9 protein-coding genes are annotated in these 3,878 nt (G+C 61.4%); 3 read left to right on the top strand and 6 right to left on the bottom strand.

The features are described 5' to 3' along the window. Positions 1-133 precede the first annotated feature (133 nt). The 3 genes from LWH48_RS17910 to LWH48_RS17920 are packed head-to-tail and all read right to left on the bottom strand — an operon-like array spanning position 134 to position 1,458. Positions 134-751, bottom strand: a complete 618-nt coding sequence (locus LWH48_RS17910) for an MBL fold metallo-hydrolase (protein ID WP_232913650.1) — start codon at positions 749-751, stop codon at positions 134-136. Positions 752-787: 36 nt separating this feature from the next. After that, positions 788-1,204, bottom strand: a complete 417-nt coding sequence (locus LWH48_RS17915; RefSeq protein WP_232913651.1) for a type II toxin-antitoxin system VapC family toxin — start codon at positions 1,202-1,204, stop codon at positions 788-790. Beyond that, positions 1,204-1,458: a type II toxin-antitoxin system Phd/YefM family antitoxin gene (locus LWH48_RS17920; RefSeq protein WP_232913652.1), complete on the bottom strand. Its 255-nt coding sequence runs from the start codon at positions 1,456-1,458 to the stop codon at positions 1,204-1,206. The genes LWH48_RS17915 and LWH48_RS17920 overlap by 1 nt, the downstream gene beginning before the upstream one ends. Positions 1,459-1,639: 181 nt before the next feature. Between LWH48_RS17920 and LWH48_RS17925 the strand changes: the two genes are divergently transcribed. From LWH48_RS17925 to LWH48_RS17935, 3 genes are read left to right on the top strand one after another with little or no spacing between them, the layout of a single operon-like run. Next, positions 1,640-1,927, top strand: a complete 288-nt coding sequence (locus LWH48_RS17925; protein WP_232913653.1) for a transposase — start codon at positions 1,640-1,642, stop codon at positions 1,925-1,927. Between the two features lie 35 nt (positions 1,928-1,962). Beyond that, positions 1,963-2,259 carry a type II toxin-antitoxin system RelE/ParE family toxin gene (locus LWH48_RS17930; protein WP_232913654.1) on the top strand — a complete coding sequence of 99 codons (297 nt, stop codon included), beginning with the start codon at positions 1,963-1,965 and terminating at the stop codon, positions 2,257-2,259. 4 nt (positions 2,260-2,263) lie between these two features. Next, positions 2,264-2,578, top strand: coding sequence for an addiction module antidote protein (locus tag LWH48_RS17935; RefSeq protein WP_161432005.1), 315 nt, complete (start codon positions 2,264-2,266; stop codon positions 2,576-2,578). 49 nt (positions 2,579-2,627) lie between these two features. Here the strand turns inward: LWH48_RS17935 and LWH48_RS17940 are convergent, their stop codons facing one another. The 3 genes from LWH48_RS17940 to LWH48_RS17950 form a co-directional block, all read right to left on the bottom strand. Next, complete coding sequence (locus LWH48_RS17940; RefSeq protein WP_232913655.1) at positions 2,628-2,888, bottom strand: DUF2442 domain-containing protein; 261 nt, start codon at positions 2,886-2,888, stop codon at positions 2,628-2,630. Continuing rightward, a complete protein-coding gene (locus LWH48_RS17945) occupies positions 2,869-3,105 on the bottom strand; it encodes a DUF4160 domain-containing protein (protein ID WP_161432002.1) in 237 nt (78 codons plus the stop codon). Before LWH48_RS17945 ends, LWH48_RS17940 begins: the two co-directional genes overlap by 20 nt. Before the next feature lie 198 nt (positions 3,106-3,303). Then, entirely contained in the window at positions 3,304-3,759 is a 456-nt protein-coding gene (locus LWH48_RS17950) for a phasin family protein (RefSeq protein ID WP_332875641.1), read from the bottom strand. Positions 3,760-3,878 lie beyond the last annotated feature (119 nt).

Here is a 3,878-nt window from a genome sequence, read left to right on the forward strand (position 1 = left end):
GGGGCACGTCTTCCTGGGCTTTCGATGGCTCGGGTCGCGTCAAGCGGGACAAGGCACAGCACGAACTGGCTACCTTTCCGAACGGCAAGCAGTACAACGCCGACCTCAACGCCAGCTACAACATCGGCGCCCGCTATTGGGCTTGGAAACACAAGCTGACCCGCCGCAAGGACGGGCAGTTGTCAGCGGGCCGAAGCTCCCCTGGCAAACCGAGAACACCGGTCACGCTCTCAACGCTCTGGCGGCGAGAGCTTGAAGCCCCGCATCGATGCGTCGCATGATGCGTGGGAGTGTTCACCTTGACCCGCACCCGGTGGCGCGCGTCGTCCACCAGGGTGTGCCACTCCCGGTAAGGCAACGCCACCAGCCGCCCCGCCACCTCGGCCAGGAAGCGCTCGATCAACGCCCGGTCGCGGGTGAAGCCGATCTTCAGCGCATCCTCGATCACCAGCGGCAGCAACCGCGCCGAGGGCACCGAGCAGATTATCGGCCCGCGATAGCCCGCCGCCAGCAGATAGGGCAGCCGGCCGATATGGTCGATATGCACGTGGGTCACCACCAGCGCCATCACGTCCCCCACGGGGGAGCGCACCTGGAGCTGCTCGAAGCTGTCGACGTGGTCGGCGTCCTGGCCCTGAAAGAGCCCGCAGTCCACCAGCAACGCACGGTCGTCACTGATCTGCAGGCGATGGCAGCTGCCGGTCACCCCGCTGGCGCCGCCATGGTGTTCAAGATAGGGGTAGTGGGGCATTGCGCTGGCCTCCAGAAAACCGGGGACAGACCCCGTTTAATCCCACGGATTCACCAGCGCTACCCCGGTCGCTTCAAAATCAGCGATATTGCGGGTCACCACGGTCATGCCGTGGACGATGGCAGTGGCGGCAATGATGGCGTCGCGCTCGGCGCGCGGATCGGGAACATGTAGCCGGGCACAGCAGAGCGCCACGCTGGTATCCACGGGCAAGGTACGCTCGGCAAACTCAGGCAACACATGTGAATCCAGCCAGGTGCGAAGCAAGGCGCCTTGCGTGGCATCCCTGCGCTCCACTCGCAATACGCCGATTTCCAGCTCCATGATCGTCAGGGCGGAGACGTAGAAGTAGGCCGCATCCTGCCCGGATATCCAAGCCACCACCTGCTCATCCGCCCTGCCACTGCCCGCCTTGCGCAGTTCCGAGATGACGTTCGTGTCGAGCAGGTACATCAGGACAGGTCCGCAGGACGGCTTTCGATCTTCACCCGCGGCGGGTCGAACGGGATATCCGCCAGCCCAGGCATGGCAAGCGCCTCGACCAGGCTACGTTTCTTTCCGATCAACCGCTGGTAGTCCTCGATGCTCAATAACACGTGAGCCGGCGTGCCACGGTCAGTAATGAACACCGGCCCATGCCGTGCCGCCTTCTTGGCACGGCCGATGTCCTGGTTCAGCTCACGGCTGGAAAGCGTGGTGATCGTCATGACGTTTCTCCTGGCTCATCGCCCACTACACAATGTAGGTACATTACTACATAGCTGCAAGGGAAACCGGGGACAGACCCCGATTAGCGAATCACCTACAGCTACCGTCGACTCTCACTGACGGCCATCGCCCCCTACATGGTCGACGCTGACAGCAACCGCCGCCGTCACAAGCAACGCCATGACCCGTCGCGCCCGTCTGCTGCTTCCCGGCACCCCGCTGCATCTGATCCAGCGAGGCCACAACCGCAGCGTCTGCTTCGCCGACCCCGAAGACTGCCTGGCCTACCTGCAGCTGCTCGAGGAGGTCAGCCACGACAACGGCATCGCCATCCACGCCTACGTGCTGATGACCAACCACGTCCATCTACTGGCCACGCCACGGGGCGACCCGCAAGCCATCAGCGAAATGGGGGGCTGTCCCCGATTAGGTACCGTACCGAGATTACCGACCATGTGTAAACTGTAGTTGACACCCATAAACATGCCAACTACAGTTGACATATGATCGAGCTCATAAAGACCGATGTCTTTGATCAATGGCTACGGAGCCTCCGTGATACGCGAGCACGTGCCAAGATTGCCGCCCGCCTCAGGCGGCTCAGTCTGGGCAACCCTGGCGACGTAAAGCCAGTAGGCGAAGGCATATCGGAATTGCGTATTCCTCTCGGCCCGGGCTACCGCGTCTACTACCTGGCCAGAGGCCCAGTGGTCGTGGTGTTACTCTGTGGGGGCGACAAAAGCACCCAGCCACGTGACATCGAACAGGCCAAAATCATTGCCGCGCAATGGAAGGAGTGATCCCATGGGGACTCAACACGTGACATTCACCCACTACGACACTGCCGAGTACCTCCAGACCGAGGAAGAAATCGCCGCCTATCTGGAAGCGGTGATGGAAGAGAACGACCCTGCTCTTCTCGCCGCCGCGCTGGGCGATATCGCCCGCGCCCGCAACATGAGCCAGTTGGCCAAGCAAGTCGGCATGAGCCGGGAAGGGCTTTACAAGGCGCTCTCCGGGGAAGGCAACCCCGCTTTCTCTACCATCAGCAAGGTCGCTAATGCCCTGGGGCTGCGACTGGCCATCGAACCACTCTCTCGGCCACATACCCCAAGCTGATTTGGGCAGCGTGCGAAGAGGGAAAAGGGAAATGGGGGTCTGTCCCCGATTAGGCAGGATGAGGTGCCCTGGCGCCCTTCAGCAGGCCCTCGGTGCTTAGATCCTCATCAAGGTCGGGCCAATGGATGCCGTAACCACCGCCAGCAAGCTCCCAGTTGTTACGCTGCGCTTGAGTCGCCGAACAGAGCCGCGGGAACCAGGCCAGTGGAACGGAGATCGCTCTACCATCCATCAGTTCCACGGTGAGGCGATCATCATCGATTTGCACGCTCATGACTCGCAGGTCGTTGTCAGATACCAAAGAATGCATGCCATGCCTCCCGCAATTCTTGCTCACGCTCACGGACCATCCGCTGTATCCGACCGAGCTCCTTGGCGGAAAATCCAATATTACGCGCAACCACCGCATCATGCAGCCATACCTTGGCCGTCGCACTGCCGTGGTCGACATGTACATGGGGCGGTTCATCGGGCTCATGGCTGTAGAAATAGAACCTGTAGCCATCACAGCGCAGGACGGTTGGCATCACCACTCCCCAGAAAAGCCCAAGCTACTCAAGCATAGCGGATCCTTCATACGCCAAAGGACTTCATGGTGAGAAATAGGGTCTGTCCCCCGATTAATAGCCAAGCGGCCAAGCTAGAACGGCAACAGGCCGCCGATCATGGATCGGCGGCCTGTTGAATTCTTACTGCTCTATCAGCCCGCGGCGCGGGCCGCAGACTTACGCCTGGGCGGCAGTCTTGGCCTTGGCAGCCGGAGCGGCTTCTTTGGCGGCCTTGCTGGTGGCGCTGGCGGCAGACTCGGTCACCTGCTTGGCGGATTCCTGAGCCTGCTTGACGCTGCCTTCGGTCAGCTTCTGGCTCTCCTGCACGAACTCCTGCTGCAGGGCCACGACCTTCTCGGCATCGCCCTTCAGGCGCTCGGTCAGCTCCTTGGCGACCTGCTGCTGGCCTTCCAGGTAGCTCTTCAGGCCTTCGGCGTCCTTGACCTGCACCAGGTTGCGCAGCTGCGCCAAGCTGGTGTCGGTGTAGGCCTTGGTGGCTTCAAGCTGGGCGTTGACCAGCTTCTCGGTGTAGTCGACCGAGAGGGCGGCGAAGGCGCGGGCCGGGGCGAAGAACAGCGAGTCGATCTGGGCGGTATCGAACTGCTTGGCGTCGAATGCGAATGCGTTAGTCATATCGAGATACTCCGGTTCTGGCTGATGGGAACGGGATCTCAGGATGAAGGCCCGCTCTGCGGCAATGCACAATAACACCCTCCATGATGCAGTGCAACATCGCTGGCGGGGTTTGAGCG

Origin of the sequence: Halomonas sp. G15, from assembly GCF_021282295.1 — a bacterium.
GTDB lineage: Bacteria > Pseudomonadota > Gammaproteobacteria > Pseudomonadales > Halomonadaceae > Halomonas > Halomonas alimentaria.